Source organism: Sphingobium sp. WR1, assembly GCF_059693745.1.
Window position 1 is genome coordinate 99,087 of the sequence record NZ_JCATID010000006.1, and the last position, 12,481, is coordinate 111,567.

Consider the following 12,481-nt stretch of genomic DNA (forward strand, 5'->3'; position numbering starts at 1 on the left):
CGCGATCATAATCGCATTTGTCCCTATAGGACAGTGGCCTGTCAGAAGGGCTTCACGATCACGCAGATCACGATCACCGCGGCGGCGACGCCGGGGATTTCGTTCAGCATCCGCAGCTTTTTGTCGCTGAAGGGACGCTCTCCCCTGGCGAGCTTCTTCGCATAGCCCGCGATCCAGCCATGATAGCCTGACAGAGCCAGCACGAAGAGCAGCTTCAGGTGGAACCAGCCGAAATGCCAGGCGCCGATCTCCACCATCAGCATCAGGCCGAAAATCCAGACCAGCGCCAGGGACGGGTTGAGGATGATCTTGAGCAGGCGCGTCTCCCGCTCGATCCAGCGCTTGTCTTCCGGTGATCCCGGCAATGTTTCCTGATGATAGACGAAAAAGCGCGGCATCATGAACAGCCCCGCCATCAGGAAGATGACGAAGATGACATGGGCGGCCTTCACCCAGAGATAAGCAGCACCAAGATAGGCCATCAGACGGAAACTCCCTGCTGCCGCACATGGCGGACGAGCGCCTCGACATGCGATATCGGCGTGTCGGGCAGAATGCCATGACCAAGGTTGAAGATATGGGGACGGTCGGCGAAGGCGGTGCGGATATTGTCGACTGCTTCCTCCACCGCGCGGCCGCCGGCGATCAGCGCCAGCGGATCGAGATTGCCCTGCACCGGCATACCCTGCGGCAGCGCCCGGTTGGCCCAATGGGGGTCGATCGTTTCATCGATGCCAACCGCATCGATCCCGGTCTCCGCGGCATAGTCGGCAAGCTTCGCGCCCGCGCCCTTGGGAAAGCCGATCACCGGAACAGCGGGATGGAGCGCCTTCAGCCTTTCGACGATACGCCTGTTGGGATGAATCACCCAGCGGTCGAACTGGAGCGGAGCCAGGCTGCCGGCCCAGCTGTCGAACAGCTGCACCGCCTCCACTCCAGCCTGAATCTGACCCGACAGATAGACCACGGTCGCATCGACGATGGCATCGATCAGCGCGGCGAAACTGTCGGTTTCGTTGTAGGCCATGCGCCGGGCCGCGCCATGATCCTTGCTGCCCTGACCCGCCACCATATAGGTGGCGACCGTCCAGGGGCTGCCGGCAAAGCCCAGGAAAGTGACATTGGGGTCCAGAGCGGCTCTCACCTGCCGGACGGTCTCGTAGACGGCCTCGAAACGGCTGAAATCGGGTTTCAGCGTCGACAGGTCGGTTTCGGCAAGGATCGGCGCGAGCCGCGGGCCTTCACCGGCCTCGAACCAGAGATGCTGCCCCATCGCATAGGGGACGATCAATATGTCGGAAAAGAGGATCGCGCCGTCGAAGCCGAAACGGCGGAGCGGCTGGAGCGTGACCTCGGCGGCGGCCGCGCTGTCATAGACGAGTTCGAGGAAACCGCCCTTCCTGGCGCGCAGTTCACGATATTCGGGAAGATAACGGCCGGCCTGGCGCATCAGCCATATGGGCGGGACGGTGGGACGATCGCCATTGAGCACGCCCAGGAGGGGCTTGTCGGCAGCGGGCGCCGGGGCGTCGAAGCTCATCAGACTCTCTCTTTAATTTAGATTCAAAGGATGATGGAGATTGTTGGTCCGTTGGCAGCGGGGTTTATGCGCTGTGCCCGCTTTTGCCAACAGCTTGACTCCAAAGGGTCACGGAACAGGGCGCGAGTCAGAGTCATTGTCCCCGTTATCCACAGGCTGTGGAAGAAAATCCGGGCCTGTTGGAGGGGTGTGGATAAGAATCCGGGCAATGGGGACGGGAAAAAGGCGGCAATTTATCCACAGATTCATCCCTTGCTTTATCCCCATGCCTCCAACAGAGATGTGCCCATGGCGCGTATCCACCTCCATCTCCTGTCCGACTCCACCGGCGAAACGCTGGAGAATATCGCCAAGGCGGCGATCGGGCTGTTCGAGAATGTCGAGGCGATCCGCCATTTTTGGCCGATGGTGCGGTCCGAGGTCCATCTCGACCGGATCATGGAGGAAATCGCCGCCAATCCGGGGCTGGTGCTCTTCACCCTGACCAATCACATGCTGCGTCGCCGGCTGGAGACGCGCTGCCGCGCGCTCGGCCTGCCGCATGTCGCCGCGCTCGACAGCGTCGCGGACGCCCTGTCCAACATATTGGGGCAGGAAACACGCACCCGGCCGGGGCGAAAGCATATATTGGACGAAGCCTATTTCGCGCGGATCGAGGCGATCCAGTTCACCATCGCCCATGATGACGGCGTGGGCCATGAAAATTGGGAGGAGGCGGATATCATGCTGGCGGGCGTGTCGCGCGCATCCAAGACGCCGACCTCCATCTATCTCGCCAATCGCGGCTACAAGACCGCCAATATCCCACTGGTGCCGGAATCGCCGCCGCCGCGCAGCCTTTTTTCCCTGCGGCATCCGATGGTCGTGGGCCTGACCGTCAGCCCCGAACGGCTGGTCCAGATAAGGCGTAACCGGCTCTTGTCGCTCAACCAGGCACCCGAAACCGCCTATGTCGACATCGACAAGGTGCAGGACGAACTGGCCTTCGCCCGGCGCATGTTCGCCGACAATGGCTGGCCGGTGATCGACATGACCCGCCGCTCGATCGAGGAGGCCGCCGCGGCGATCATCAACCTCTTCAACGACCGTGTGCTGGCGGAAGGAGAAAATGCGTGATCGTGCTGGCGTCGCAGAGCGCAAGCCGCAAGGCGCTGCTGACCGCGGCGCAGGTGCCGTTCGAGGCGCTTTCGCCGGGCGTGGACGAGGAGGCCGCCAAGGAGGCACTGCGCGCCGACGGCCTCGATGCGCGAGGACTGGCGGATGCGCTCGCCGAATTGAAGGCGCTCAAGGTGTCGCGGCGGGTGCCGGGGGGATTGGTGCTAGGGTGCGACCAGACGCTGAGCATCGGCGACGGTGAAGACCGGGGCGCGATGATCGACAAGGCGGTCGACCGCGCGGATGCCGAGCGCATCCTGCATCTGCTGTCGGGCCGGGTCCATCACCTGCACAGCGCGGCGGTGATTGCCTTGAATGGCGAGGCGATCTGGCGCCATGTCGAGCGGGTGCGGATGACGGTGCGGCCCTTGTCCGACGCCTTCATCGCTTCCTATCTCGATTCAGACTGGGACGAACTGCGCTGGTGCGTGGGCTGTTACCGGATCGAAGGGCCGGGGGTGCAGATTTTCAGCAAGGTGGAAGGCAGCCAGTTCGCGATTCAGGGCCTGCCGCTGCTACCTTTGCTTGACTTTCTGCGCGTCCGGGGCGTTTTGGCGGCATGACCGACGCCCTCCCTTACGCCGAAGTGATCGGCGATCCGATCGCGCACAGCAAATCGCCGCTGATCCATAATTTTTGGCTCAAGGCGCTGGATATCGAGGCGGAGTATAAGAAGACGCATGTGACGCCGGAGGGGCTGGCGGCCTATTTCCTGGCCAGGCGGGCCGATCCCGACTGGCTGGGCTGCAACGTCACCCTGCCTCACAAGATTGCGGTGATGGACTATACCGACGATCCGGGCGGGGTGCGCGAACGGATTGGGGCGATGAATACGATCGCTTCGGAAACCGGCGGACCGCTGATCGGCACCAATACCGATGCGGGCGGTTTCCTCCAGCCGTTGCTGCGTGACAAATGGAAGGGGCAGAGCGCAGTGCTGGTCGGCGCGGGCGGCGCGGCGCGGGCGATCCTGTTCGCCTTGACCAGCCTCGGCGTGCCCGACATCACTATCATGGCGCGCGATCCCGCCAAGGGGCAGGCGCTGCTCGACCATGCGGGGACGAAGGGTCGGGTGATCGGCATGGGTGATGCGCTCCCCGCCGCCGACCTGCTGGTCAATTCGACCTCGCTCGGCATGGTGGGTCAACCGCTGCTGGACCTCGACCTGGCGCCGTTGCCGGAGGGTGCGACCGTCTATGACATCGTCTATGCGCCGCTGGAGACGGCGTTGCTAAAGGCGGCGCGGGCGCGGGGCCTGAAAACGCTCGACGGCCTCGAAATGCTGATCGGGCAGGCAGCGCTGGCGTTCGACATCTTCTTCGACGCCGAGGCGCCCCGCGATCTGGACGAGGAATTGCGCGCGCTGCTGCTCGCGGCCGGGGAATGAAGGTCTACGGCCTCACCGGTTCGATCGGCATGGGCAAGTCGGCGGTCGCGGCGATGTTCCGGCGCGAGGGCGTGCCGCTGTTCGACGCCGACGCGGAGGTGCATCGGCTCCAGGGACCGGGCGGCCGGCTGCTCCCCGCGATCGAGGCGCGCTTTCCCGGCACTACCGGTCCTGAAGGCGTCGACCGGGCGAAGCTGGGCGCAGCGGTATTCGGCCATCCCGAGGCGCGCAAGGCGCTGGAGGGCATCGTCCATCCCGCCGTCCGGGAAGCGCGGGCGCGTTTCCTGCGCCGCCACCGCTCGCGTCCGTTCGTGATCCTCGACGTTCCGCTGCTGTTCGAGACGGGCGGGCAGAAGAGGCTGGCGGGCGTGATCGTCGTCAGCGCGCCCGCCTGGAAGCAGCGCAAGCGCGTCCTGGCGCGGCCAGGCATGAGCGTGGCGAAATTCCGCCAGATCGTCCATCTGCAAACCCCCGATGCTGAAAAGCGGCGTCGGGCGGACTATATCATCCATACGGGTACGACATTTGCCGCGACCCGCGCACAGGTCAGGCGTCTGGTCGCTTGCCTTGGCGCGAAGACAGGCAGATAAGGGTTGGCCCACAGAGTCGAATGAAGAGGGCGATGCGCGAGGTCATTTTCGATACCGAAACGACGGGATTCGATCCCGCTTCCGGCGACCGACTGGTCGAAATCGGCTGTATCGAACTCATCAACCGCGTGCCGAGTGGTCGGACCTTCCACGCTTATTATCATCCCGAGCGCGACATGCCCGTCGCAGCTTATAATGTGCACGGCTTGTCAGCAGACTTTCTGTCGAAATATCCCGTGTTCGCAAAGGGTGCGCTCGAACTGCTGGAATTTATCGAGGACAGCCCGCTGGTCGCGCATAATGCACGTTTCGACTTCGGATTCCTCAATCACGAACTGAGGCTGTGCGGCCATCCCGAAGTGGGGATGGACCGGATGATCGATACGGTCGCGATCGCGCGGCAATTGCATCCGGGCGCCAAGCATAGCCTGGATGCGCTCTGCACCCGCTACGGCATCGATCGCAGCCATCGCGTCAAGCATGGCGCGCTGCTCGACGCGGAGTTGCTGGCGCAGCTTTACATCGAACTGACCGGCGGCCGGCAGATCGGCCTTGGTCTGGCACAGGAGGAAGCGAAAGAGATCGTCAGGGTGGAACGGATGGAAATCCCCGTGGTTCGCCCTGTTCGTCCTGCGCGGGTCTTCACGGCCAGCGCGCAGGAGCTGGAACGGCACGCAGCGTTTGTCGCGACGCTGAAGGAGCCGCTCTGGCTGCAGGAGGCATAGGCCGCAGCCACGCTGCCGGCCATATGGCTCCAGGCCAACCGGGTTGCCCTCCCGGCGACCCGGCAAGAATAAGGAGAAGGCATATGGATATTCGCGTTTCCGGGCATCAGGTCGAAACGGGTGACGCCCTCAAGGAGCATGTCACCGAACGGCTGGAAACGATGGCCGAGAAATATTTCTCCCGCACGATTTCCGCCCAGGTCACGTTCCGGCCGGCCCCGCATGGCGCCTTCCATTGCGATATCGTGTGCCATGTCATGACCGGCCTGATCCTGAAGGGGGCGGGTGAAGCGCAGGAAGCGCACCCGGCCTTCGACCAGGCGTCGGACCGTATCGAAAAGCAGCTTCGCCGTTATATGCGCCGCCTGAAGGACCGCAGCATCCAGGCCGCCGCCGCGGAGGCGCAGCGGTCGAACGGTTACAGCGTCGATGATATCGACGGGGCGGGCTACACCATCTTCGCCACCGCCGCCGAGGAGGAGGAACCGGCGGATGCACCGCTGATCGTGGCCGAAACCCGGGTCGACATTCCCGAGGCCAGCGTATCCGACGCGGTGATGATGCTGGATCTGCGCAACACCAATGCGCTGCTGTTCCTCAATGCCGGCACATCGGCCTATAATATGGTCTATCGTCGTCATGACGGCACCATCGGCTGGGTCGAACCCCGCACCTGACCAAGTTTGCCCGGCCCCGTCGCCTTGACCTCAAGGGGCAGGCGGCTTATGGGGCCGGGCTTTCATTGTCCGAGGATCGCGCGAAGGAACGAACGGCGCGGCTTGGCCATTTCGGATTGACCATGGTTAACTTCAACGACATCGTTTCGCCGGAAGCGCTTGCGACAGGGCTGGCGGCGAACGGCAAGAAGGCGCTTTTTCAGAAGGTCGCTGCCCTGGCGGCTTGCGCCTATGATCTGGAAGCCGACGAAGTGGGGGATGCCCTGTTCGAACGGGAGCGGCTGGGATCGACCGGGTTCGGCGGCGGCGTCGCCATTCCCCATGCGAAGATCCCGGGTCTGGACAAGATGTGCGGTGTGGTCGTGCTGCTTGATCCCGCAGTGCCGTTCGACGCGGTGGACGAGGCGCCGGTCGATGTCGTCTTCGCCCTGCTGTCGCCCGTCGACAGCGGCGCCGAACATCTCAAGACGCTGGCGCGCGTATCGCGCTATCTGCGCGACGAAAATAACGTCGCGCGCCTGCGTGGCGCCAAGTCGACCGAAGCGCTGCACGCGCTGCTGGCGGGCGGCGAGGCGCGTGACGCTGCCTGAGGCGCCGAGCGGCGAGACGGCGCATTTTCGTGCGCTCGAAAATCTCTACCGCTCCGCCCCGATCAACGCGCTGTTCCGGTCGGAACTGACGATCCCGGAAGCCGGCCGGTCGGTCATCGATTTCGATGTCGACGAAAGCCAGTTCCACGCCGCCGGCGCGGTGCATGGCACCGTCTATTTCAAGATGCTGGACGATGCGGCCTTCTACGCGGCCAACAGCCTGGTCAGCGACCGTTTCTTGCTCACCACCGCCTTCAACCTGCTCTTCACCCGGCCGATCGGTCCGGGCCGCATCCGGGCCGAAGGGCGCTGGATCAGCGGCAAGCGCCGCGTCTATGTGGCCGAGGCGAGCCTGATCGACGACAGCGGCGAGGAAGTCGGGCGAGGCACCGGCACTTTCATGCGCTCGCAATTTCCGCTGTCATCGCTCCCCGGCTATGTCGGCTGACGCGCGGCTGACCAGCGCCATGCTGGTCGGCGCGTTGCGCAAGCGGGTCGCGACGGCGGGGGGCTTTGCCGCCATCCTTGCCAAGGGCGACGAGATCAGCGGTGTGATCCTGATCCAAACGCTTGAAAAGGGACAGGAAACAGGCCTTTTTGAGCGCGTGCCGAACTTCGACGGCGGTTATGCGTTGATGCGCTGCGGACCCTCTCCTGAAGAGGGGCCGGACGCGCTCGATCAATATATCGCGCGGCGGCGCAGGGCGGACCCCGACCTGTGGCTGATCGAACTCGACATCCCGGAAGCGGAACGCTTCGCCGCTGAAACAATCTGCTGATCGTTGACTCATCGTCACGAGCCGTGCAGAGGCGCCCAACGCCAACGCGCAGGTTGCCGAATTCGCCCATTGGGGGGCGGGCGCGGTAAACACGCAGACGGGGGGCGGCCGGTCGTCGCGAAGAATATGGGTTGAATGCGACGCCCCGGCCAAGAACCGCACGATTTTGAACCGGAATGAGTTTTCGTCTGAAAGCTGCCATCATGGCGGCCTTTGCCCTGTCCGCTGCCGCAGCGGTTTCGGCCTCTGATATGTCGGTCGCGAGCGAGACGCTCGTCACCTCTTCCTCGCTTCCCATCGAAGCCCTGAACGGACCCAAGTCCGTCACCTTCGCCGCGCCGCGCGAAGTCGCGCAGCCGCTGGCCATCGCCCCCAAGGGCGAAAACGGTTTTTCGACCGATCCCGATTTCCAGGCGAATAGCCTCGCTGCTCTGGTCGACGCCCATGGCGCACCCGAGGAGTTGGACGGCGACATGAAGTGCCTGGCCGGAGCGGTCTATTTCGAATCCAAGGGCGAAAGCCTGGAAGGCCAGCTGGCCGTTGCGCGCGTGATCATCAACCGCGCCAGGTCGGGTCGCTTCGCCGACAGCCTGTGCGGCGTCGTCTACCAGCCGAGCCAGTTCAGCTTCGTGCGCGGCCATGGTATGCCGCCGATCCGCATGGGCAGCGACAGCTGGCGCGAAGCGGTCGCCATCGCCCAAATCGCTATGGACGACAGCTGGGACAGCCGGGCCGAAGGCGCGCTCTTCTTCCACGCCCGTCGCGTGTCGCCGGGCTGGGGCAAGACCAAGCTGGCGTCGATCGACAACCACATCTTCTATCGCTGATATCGTCGCCACGTTGGCGTGGCGTGGCGTGGCGTGAAACAAGTTCAGGGCCGGTTCGGGGCATCCGAATCGGCCTTTTCTTTTGTTCCCATAATGTTCTATTATCGGGCTTATGGATACCGCCTCTCCCGACGCCTGCTCACCCTTGACCGACGGCACCGCGCTGGCGGTGGCGCGGGGGACGCTGCGTCTCTTCTTCCGCCATGACATGAGCGGCATATTAGAAGTGCCGCTGCCCAACGGCCGGCGCGCCGACATCATGGCCATCGACAGCGCCGGGCGCCTGACCATCGTCGAGATCAAGTGCAGCCGCGCCGACCTGTTGGGCGACATGAAGTGGCCCGACTATTTCGATTATTGCGACCGTTTCTTCTGGGCCGTGCCGGCGGGTTTCGACCTCAGCCCGTTCGAAAGCGAAGCTTTATGGCCAACGCGGACCGGGCTGATCGTCGCCGATCAATATGATGCCGAACTGGTGCGCCCCGCGCCGGTGGAGCCGCTGGCGGCGGCCCGGCGCAAGGCGGAGACGCTGCGCTTCGCCCGGCGTGCCGCCCGGCGATTGACGGCGCTCGGCGACCCGGACCATGCTGCGGAGCTAGGCTGGTAGCGGATCAGGGAGCGGGATGCGGACCCATCTTGAATTTCGATCGGGAGCGCTGCGCGATCTGCCGGGGACAGGACCGGCGGGCGAATTGCTGGCGCGGCAACTGGCGATCGCGCTGCCGGTTCATGGCTATCGCATCCGGAAAATCGTCGCCGAAGATTGGGGATGGTGCGTGATGCTGGAGAATTCGGGCTTCTCGCTCTGGATCGGATGCGGACCCCATGCGGATCATCCTGACGGCCATCTCTGTTTCATCACGCCGTCGAAGCCACGCATATGGAGCTGGCTTGGCCGCGTCAACACGAGCGAGGTGGTGGAGCGGCTGGCGGACGCACTCGAATCCTGCGTGCGGAAAAGCGGGGTCGCGCATCATCTGCGCTGGTGGAGCGAGGCGGAGGTGCGGGCCGGGCGAGGGTAAAATCGTCGGCCCGCACAAGAGTCAGAATACCGGACCCTGCACCGGACCTGCCGGCTTGGCCGCGCTCTTGGCGGCGTCCAGTGCTTCGATGAGGCCGGGGGTGCGGCTGTCGCGCTGGGCATAGTCGCGCGCCGACATGCCGGCGAGCGTATCGCGCTTGTCGGGGCTGGCGCCCTGTGCCACCAACAGGCGGACGATGCCGACATCGCGCAACTGCACCGCGCGGATCAGCGGAGTCTCGCCGCTGCCATTGGCCTTATCGACCTGCGCCTTGTAGCTGAGCAGCGTGCGCACGCCTTCCTCGAACCGGCCCTGCACCGCATCCATTAGCGGCGTATTGCCGTCATTGTCGGTCAGGTTGGGGTTCGCGCCCTTGGCCAGCAGGAAGGTCAGCCAGGTCGCGTCGCGGCGCGCGACGATGATATGCAGCGCATTTTCGCCGGTGGTGACGTCGCGGCTGTTGATGACGGTCGAGCCGGGCTTCTGGATCAGGTCGGTGACTTTCTGCCCGTCCTTGTCCTTTACAGCCTTCAAAAAGTTGTAATTGTCCGAAAACTGGGCCTGGGCGGGTCCGGGGACCAGCAGCGCCAGCGCGATCGAACCAAGGATAGCGGAAACATAGCTCTTCTTCATCATCGCGCCCCGTTGCATTGCAAATCGTGTCCTAGCAAGGCATGGCTAGCCATGCCATGAACAAAGACGTCGCACTTGCTGCTTTGCCGCTGCTCGCCCTGCTCGCTGCCTGCAATATGGGCGCGGGGGGCGGGGGATCAAGCGCCGACAGTGCGCAAGGCGAACTGGTCGGCGCCCGGATCGGCGCGCCTTTCACGCTCACCAATCAGGACGGCGAGCCGACCAACTGGGACGATTATAAGGGCCAGTATCGGCTGGTCTATTTCGGCTATACCTATTGCCCGGACGTCTGCCCGGTCGACCTGCAACGGATCATGCAGGCCTTCGCAAAATTCGAGAAGGATAAGCCGGCGCTGGCGGCCAAAGTGCAGCCGATGCTGATCAGCGTCGATCCCGATCGCGATACGCCCGCCGTGCTCAAAACCTATGTCGCCGCCTTCCATCCGCGCCTCATCGGCCTCACTGGCACGAAGGAGCAGATCGCCCGGGTCGCCAAGGATTTCGTGGTGATCTACAATCCCGAAAAGACCGGGCCGGAAAAGGCGGGCGGAACGACCGACTATCTGGTAAGCCACAGCCGCACGCCCTATTTGTTCGATGGCGACGGCAAGCCGGTGGCGCTGGTGCCGGTGGATGATCCGGGCACGCCGGACGCGGATGAAGGCGCGCCCGACAAGGTGCTCGCCTTCCTTGAAAAATGGGTCAAGTGACGCACTTCTGGGAAAAAACCCTCGACAAGCTCGACCGCGCCGAATGGGAAGCGCTGTGCGACGGCTGCGGCAAATGCTGCCTGCACAAGGCCGAGGATGAGGATAGCGGGCATATCTATCCCACCAACGTCGCCTGCCGCCTGCTCGACCGGCAAAGCGGCCAGTGCAGCAATTACAAGGATCGGCGCAGGTTCGTGCCCGACTGCGTGCGGCTGACTCCGACCAAGGTGAAGCAGATCAGCTGGCTGCCCCGCACCTGCGCCTATCGGCTGCGGGGCGAGGGGCTGCCATTGCCGGAATGGCATTATCTGATCTGCGGCGACCGCGAGGCGGTGCATCGTGCCGGGGAATCGGTGCGTGGCTGGACCGTGGCCGAAGCGGATGCGGGCGACTGGGAAAATCATCTTGTCGACCGCGAACTTTGAGTCCGATGCCGCGATTCTGGTCGATGGCGTCGCCGTGCCGGTGCGGGTGCGGCGATCGGCACGGGCGCGCGCCTATCGGCTGACGATCGATGGCGCGCGCGGGGAACTGCGCCTGTCGCTGCCGGTGCGGGCGAACCTCAAAAAGGCGCTGGGCTGGGCGCAGGACCATGAAGCCTGGGTCAGCGTGCAGATGGCGAAGCAGCCGGCGCTGACCCGGTTGGCGCATGGCGTGATCTTCCCGCTGGAAGGGCGCGAGGTGGAGATCATCTGGGTCGAAGGCGCGACGCGCACGATCCGGCTGGAGGGGAATCAATTGCTGCTGGGCGGCGCGGCGGAATCGGTCGGGGCGCGGGTGCAACGTTGGCTTGTCGGTCGCGCCAGGGCCGTGCTGGAGACCGAAAGCCACGAACTGGCGCGCGAACATGGGCTGATCGTCGCGTCGGTCGGCGTGGGCGATCCGCGCAGCCGCTGGGGCAGTTGCGCCTCGTCCGGCGCGATCCGCTACAGCTGGCGGCTGATCCTCTGCCCGCCGGACGTGCGGCGCGCGACGGTGGCGCATGAGCTGGCGCATTTGCTGCACATGGACCATAGCCCCGCCTTCCATGCCACGCACCGGCGCATCTATGGCGCCGATCCCCGACCCGCGCGTGACTGGCTGCGCGTCCATGGGACGGGCCTGCACCGCTATCGGGCATAGCGGCGGATGGCGCGCCGGAAACGCTATCTGACCGCAACCATGCCCGATGGCTATGTGAAGACGATCGGGCCGACGGCGGACGCCCTCACCCATTATTGGCGGATCGTCGCCGTGCTGGACAATGGTAAGACCGAGGTGTTCTGGGGCCATAGCCGCTCGCTCGCCGAAGCGAAGAAACTGAAGGGGCCGGCGGCCGACGGCGCGCGGATGCGCGGTTGGAAAAGCTATGTGTTCGAAATAGCCGAGCTGGTCGAAACACCGGATTGAGGTGGCATGGATGAGGTCTGGGAGTCTTGAGGCTGTCGGTTCGCAAGGAACGCCATCTCGGTTCGACCAATAAGGCTTCGAACGTTACGCGGAATGCGGCGACGATAGTCGAACTGATCCGACCGCTGGCACAGCCCGACAGGCCACTTGTGTAACACCGTTTGTCGAGGTTTTTCGGGAAGTTGCGGACGCATTGTGATCCGAACTATATAGCAGATACGCATTGGAAACCCTCTTCCGACGATCCCTCAACGTTCTCAATAGACTGAGAAAAATGGTGCCCAGAAGAGGACTCGAACCTCCACGACCTTGCGATCGCCAGCACCTGAAGCTGGTGCGTCTACCAATTCCGCCATCTGGGCACGGGGTAGGAGGGCGCCTCTAACGGGTGCCCCTGGGGCTGTCAACGCATTGTCCGCATTATTTTTTGGGTTCCGCGAAAAAGGCGGTTTAAGGA

General features: G+C 64.0%; 19 protein-coding genes and 1 tRNA gene. 16 read left to right on the forward strand and 4 right to left on the reverse strand.

Translation table 11 applies throughout. The annotated features are described in order from the left end of the window. Window positions 1-41 precede the first annotated feature (41 nt). Window positions 42-482 carry a CopD family protein gene (locus AC58EF_RS09785; protein ID WP_497275942.1) on the reverse strand — a complete coding sequence of 147 codons (441 nt, stop codon included), beginning with the start codon at window positions 480-482 and terminating at the stop codon, window positions 42-44. Then, window positions 482-1,540 (reverse strand): uroporphyrinogen decarboxylase, encoded by a 1,059-nt coding sequence (gene hemE, locus AC58EF_RS09790; protein ID WP_497275943.1) that lies wholly within the window; start codon window positions 1,538-1,540, stop codon window positions 482-484. The genes AC58EF_RS09785 and hemE overlap by 1 nt, the downstream gene beginning before the upstream one ends. A gap of 288 nt (window positions 1,541-1,828) precedes the next feature. Between hemE and AC58EF_RS09795 the strand changes: the two genes are divergently transcribed. The 12 genes from AC58EF_RS09795 to AC58EF_RS09850 all read left to right on the forward strand — a co-directional run bounded on the left by AC58EF_RS09795 (window position 1,829) and on the right by AC58EF_RS09850 (window position 9,292). Beyond that, a complete protein-coding gene (locus AC58EF_RS09795) occupies window positions 1,829-2,656 on the forward strand; it encodes a pyruvate, water dikinase regulatory protein (protein WP_497275944.1) in 828 nt (275 codons plus the stop codon). Further along, window positions 2,653-3,258 carry a Maf family protein gene (locus tag AC58EF_RS09800; protein WP_497275945.1) on the forward strand — a complete coding sequence of 202 codons (606 nt, stop codon included), beginning with the start codon at window positions 2,653-2,655 and terminating at the stop codon, window positions 3,256-3,258. The genes AC58EF_RS09795 and AC58EF_RS09800 overlap by 4 nt, the downstream gene beginning before the upstream one ends. Continuing rightward, window positions 3,255-4,082, forward strand: coding sequence for a shikimate dehydrogenase (gene aroE / locus AC58EF_RS09805; protein WP_497275946.1), 828 nt, complete (start codon window positions 3,255-3,257; stop codon window positions 4,080-4,082). The genes AC58EF_RS09800 and aroE overlap by 4 nt, the downstream gene beginning before the upstream one ends. Beyond that, window positions 4,079-4,672, forward strand: coding sequence for a dephospho-CoA kinase (gene coaE / locus AC58EF_RS09810; protein ID WP_497275947.1), 594 nt, complete (start codon window positions 4,079-4,081; stop codon window positions 4,670-4,672). The genes aroE and coaE overlap by 4 nt, the downstream gene beginning before the upstream one ends. A 32-nt stretch (window positions 4,673-4,704) precedes the next feature. After that, window positions 4,705-5,397, forward strand: a complete 693-nt coding sequence (gene dnaQ / locus AC58EF_RS09815; RefSeq protein ID WP_497275948.1) for a DNA polymerase III subunit epsilon — start codon at window positions 4,705-4,707, stop codon at window positions 5,395-5,397. Window positions 5,398-5,480: 83 nt separating this feature from the next. After that, a complete protein-coding gene (gene hpf, locus AC58EF_RS09820; RefSeq protein WP_497275949.1) occupies window positions 5,481-6,074 on the forward strand; it encodes a ribosome hibernation-promoting factor, HPF/YfiA family in 594 nt (197 codons plus the stop codon). Window positions 6,075-6,196: 122 nt separating this feature from the next. After that, window positions 6,197-6,664 carry a PTS sugar transporter subunit IIA gene (locus AC58EF_RS09825; RefSeq protein WP_497275950.1) on the forward strand — a complete coding sequence of 156 codons (468 nt, stop codon included), beginning with the start codon at window positions 6,197-6,199 and terminating at the stop codon, window positions 6,662-6,664. Beyond that, window positions 6,651-7,112, forward strand: coding sequence for a PaaI family thioesterase (locus AC58EF_RS09830; protein WP_497275951.1), 462 nt, complete (start codon window positions 6,651-6,653; stop codon window positions 7,110-7,112). The genes AC58EF_RS09825 and AC58EF_RS09830 overlap by 14 nt, the downstream gene beginning before the upstream one ends. A 19-nt stretch (window positions 7,113-7,131) precedes the next feature. Beyond that, window positions 7,132-7,443 carry a DUF1491 family protein gene (locus AC58EF_RS09835; protein WP_497275952.1) on the forward strand — a complete coding sequence of 104 codons (312 nt, stop codon included), beginning with the start codon at window positions 7,132-7,134 and terminating at the stop codon, window positions 7,441-7,443. A gap of 176 nt (window positions 7,444-7,619) precedes the next feature. Further along, window positions 7,620-8,270 (forward strand): cell wall hydrolase, encoded by a 651-nt coding sequence (locus AC58EF_RS09840; RefSeq protein WP_497275953.1) that lies wholly within the window; start codon window positions 7,620-7,622, stop codon window positions 8,268-8,270. Window positions 8,271-8,382: 112 nt separating this feature from the next. Continuing rightward, entirely contained in the window at window positions 8,383-8,877 is a 495-nt protein-coding gene (locus AC58EF_RS09845) for an MmcB family DNA repair protein (protein ID WP_497275954.1), read from the forward strand. A gap of 16 nt (window positions 8,878-8,893) precedes the next feature. After that, the gene (locus AC58EF_RS09850; RefSeq protein WP_497275955.1) at window positions 8,894-9,292 is read left to right on the forward strand and encodes a hypothetical protein; all 399 of its coding nucleotides are present in this window, start codon (window positions 8,894-8,896) and stop codon (window positions 9,290-9,292) included. A 21-nt stretch (window positions 9,293-9,313) separates the two neighbouring features. On the opposite strand, the gene AC58EF_RS09855 is transcribed toward AC58EF_RS09850, so the two are convergent. After that, the gene (locus tag AC58EF_RS09855) at window positions 9,314-9,925 is read right to left on the reverse strand and encodes an ankyrin repeat domain-containing protein (RefSeq protein WP_497275956.1); all 612 of its coding nucleotides are present in this window, start codon (window positions 9,923-9,925) and stop codon (window positions 9,314-9,316) included. Between the two features lie 41 nt (window positions 9,926-9,966). Between AC58EF_RS09855 and AC58EF_RS09860 the strand changes: the two genes are divergently transcribed. The 4 genes from AC58EF_RS09860 to AC58EF_RS09875 are packed head-to-tail and all read left to right on the forward strand — an operon-like array spanning window position 9,967 to window position 12,024. Continuing rightward, window positions 9,967-10,635 carry an SCO family protein gene (locus AC58EF_RS09860; protein ID WP_497275957.1) on the forward strand — a complete coding sequence of 223 codons (669 nt, stop codon included), beginning with the start codon at window positions 9,967-9,969 and terminating at the stop codon, window positions 10,633-10,635. Continuing rightward, window positions 10,623-11,060: a YcgN family cysteine cluster protein gene (locus AC58EF_RS09865; protein WP_497275958.1), complete on the forward strand. Its 438-nt coding sequence runs from the start codon at window positions 10,623-10,625 to the stop codon at window positions 11,058-11,060. Before AC58EF_RS09860 ends, AC58EF_RS09865 begins: the two co-directional genes overlap by 13 nt. Further along, window positions 11,017-11,757, forward strand: coding sequence for a M48 family metallopeptidase (locus AC58EF_RS09870; protein ID WP_497275959.1), 741 nt, complete (start codon window positions 11,017-11,019; stop codon window positions 11,755-11,757). Before AC58EF_RS09865 ends, AC58EF_RS09870 begins: the two co-directional genes overlap by 44 nt. 6 nt (window positions 11,758-11,763) lie before the next feature. Next, complete coding sequence (locus AC58EF_RS09875; RefSeq protein ID WP_497275960.1) at window positions 11,764-12,024, forward strand: hypothetical protein; 261 nt, start codon at window positions 11,764-11,766, stop codon at window positions 12,022-12,024. Between the two features lie 275 nt (window positions 12,025-12,299). On the opposite strand, the gene AC58EF_RS09880 is transcribed toward AC58EF_RS09875, so the two are convergent. Continuing rightward, a tRNA-Leu gene (locus tag AC58EF_RS09880) sits at window positions 12,300-12,386 on the reverse strand. Between the last annotated feature and the right edge of the window lie 95 nt (window positions 12,387-12,481).

What these genes read in the sequence shown, in the direction of transcription:
- AC58EF_RS09785 (WP_497275942.1), bottom strand. Translation starts at nt 482, where the DNA reads ATGGCCTATCTTGGTGCTGCTTATCTCTGGGTGAAGGCCGCCCATGTC.
- AC58EF_RS09850 (WP_497275955.1), top strand. Translation starts at nt 8,894, where the DNA reads ATGCGGACCCATCTTGAATTTCGATCGGGAGCGCTGCGCGATCTGCCG.
- AC58EF_RS09835 (WP_497275952.1), top strand. Translation starts at nt 7,132, where the DNA reads ATGCTGGTCGGCGCGTTGCGCAAGCGGGTCGCGACGGCGGGGGGCTTT.
- aroE (WP_497275946.1), top strand. Translation starts at nt 3,255, where the DNA reads ATGACCGACGCCCTCCCTTACGCCGAAGTGATCGGCGATCCGATCGCG.
- AC58EF_RS09860 (WP_497275957.1), top strand. Translation starts at nt 9,967, where the DNA reads ATGGCTAGCCATGCCATGAACAAAGACGTCGCACTTGCTGCTTTGCCG.
- AC58EF_RS09795 (WP_497275944.1), top strand. Translation starts at nt 1,829, where the DNA reads ATGGCGCGTATCCACCTCCATCTCCTGTCCGACTCCACCGGCGAAACG.
- hemE (WP_497275943.1), bottom strand. Translation starts at nt 1,540, where the DNA reads ATGAGCTTCGACGCCCCGGCGCCCGCTGCCGACAAGCCCCTCCTGGGC.
- AC58EF_RS09840 (WP_497275953.1), top strand. Translation starts at nt 7,620, where the DNA reads ATGAGTTTTCGTCTGAAAGCTGCCATCATGGCGGCCTTTGCCCTGTCC.
- AC58EF_RS09865 (WP_497275958.1), top strand. Translation starts at nt 10,623, where the DNA reads ATGGGTCAAGTGACGCACTTCTGGGAAAAAACCCTCGACAAGCTCGAC.
- coaE (WP_497275947.1), top strand. Translation starts at nt 4,079, where the DNA reads ATGAAGGTCTACGGCCTCACCGGTTCGATCGGCATGGGCAAGTCGGCG.
- AC58EF_RS09875 (WP_497275960.1), top strand. Translation starts at nt 11,764, where the DNA reads ATGGCGCGCCGGAAACGCTATCTGACCGCAACCATGCCCGATGGCTAT.
- dnaQ (WP_497275948.1), top strand. Translation starts at nt 4,705, where the DNA reads ATGCGCGAGGTCATTTTCGATACCGAAACGACGGGATTCGATCCCGCT.
- hpf (WP_497275949.1), top strand. Translation starts at nt 5,481, where the DNA reads ATGGATATTCGCGTTTCCGGGCATCAGGTCGAAACGGGTGACGCCCTC.
- AC58EF_RS09825 (WP_497275950.1), top strand. Translation starts at nt 6,197, where the DNA reads ATGGTTAACTTCAACGACATCGTTTCGCCGGAAGCGCTTGCGACAGGG.
- AC58EF_RS09855 (WP_497275956.1), bottom strand. Translation starts at nt 9,925, where the DNA reads ATGAAGAAGAGCTATGTTTCCGCTATCCTTGGTTCGATCGCGCTGGCG.
- AC58EF_RS09870 (WP_497275959.1), top strand. Translation starts at nt 11,017, where the DNA reads ATGCGGGCGACTGGGAAAATCATCTTGTCGACCGCGAACTTTGAGTCC.
- AC58EF_RS09845 (WP_497275954.1), top strand. Translation starts at nt 8,383, where the DNA reads ATGGATACCGCCTCTCCCGACGCCTGCTCACCCTTGACCGACGGCACC.